Annotated in this window: 1 protein-coding gene; it reads right to left on the reverse strand. The window is 42.0% G+C overall.

All coding sequences use genetic code 11. The annotated features are described in order from the left end of the window. Positions 1-281: 281 nt before the first annotated feature. Positions 282-759: flagellin (locus tag AB4496_RS26025; protein ID WP_372132767.1), on the reverse strand; the 478-nt coding region annotated here is incomplete at its 5' end.

Raw genomic sequence — 759 nt, forward strand, 5'->3', positions numbered from 1 at the left:
GATTTTCCGGTATAGCGGCTTCCGACGTCTCGGAAAACCAAGTAGTTATCTCTAAGTTACTTTTAATAACGGCGTGAATGCTGAAACCTTTAGAAAAAAAGCAACAAAATTAAAGAAATAGCGAGAAAGGATAAGAAAGCGTGACTGGCAGTGAAATTATCAAAAAAAGATGAGAAAAAGGCTAAAGTTGTCGAAACGTCAGCCGGGGGAAATATTGTGTTTTAATTAACCAAAGGACTTTAGTTAACCGAGAATACCTTTATAAGAATTAACCTAATTTATTAGCCTAGCAGCGTTAAAGCTAAGTTCGGCGCTTGCTTAGCTTGAGCTAAAATAGTGGTACTGACTTGCTGCAGTATTTGTTGTTTGAGCATTTGAGTGGTTTCTTTGGCGTAGTCTGTATCTTTGATTCGACTGTTTGATGCCCCCAAGTTCTCATGAACATTTTCAAGGTTATTAATCGCATGGTCAAAGCGGTTTTGCATCGCCCCGAGTTCAGAACGGTGACTATCAACATACTTCATCGCTGTATCCAAAATAGACACGGCGCGCTGTGCTCCACCAACATCAGTGACATTAATATCATCGACTGACTCGTAATAACCCGCCGACATCGAAAGCTCACTGGCTAACGAGCCTGAGAAAGAGATCGTGCCTGCCGTGTCTTCGCCTGACATATAGATCTGAAGCTGCCCTTCATCATTGACGGAAGCCGAAACCAGATCCGTTTGACCATTGATATAAGTCGCTAGCTCTTCA

It is taken from the genome of Vibrio sp. 10N.222.46.A1, assembly GCF_041473595.1.
GTDB classification, from domain to species: domain Bacteria; phylum Pseudomonadota; class Gammaproteobacteria; order Enterobacterales; family Vibrionaceae; genus Vibrio; species Vibrio tasmaniensis_A.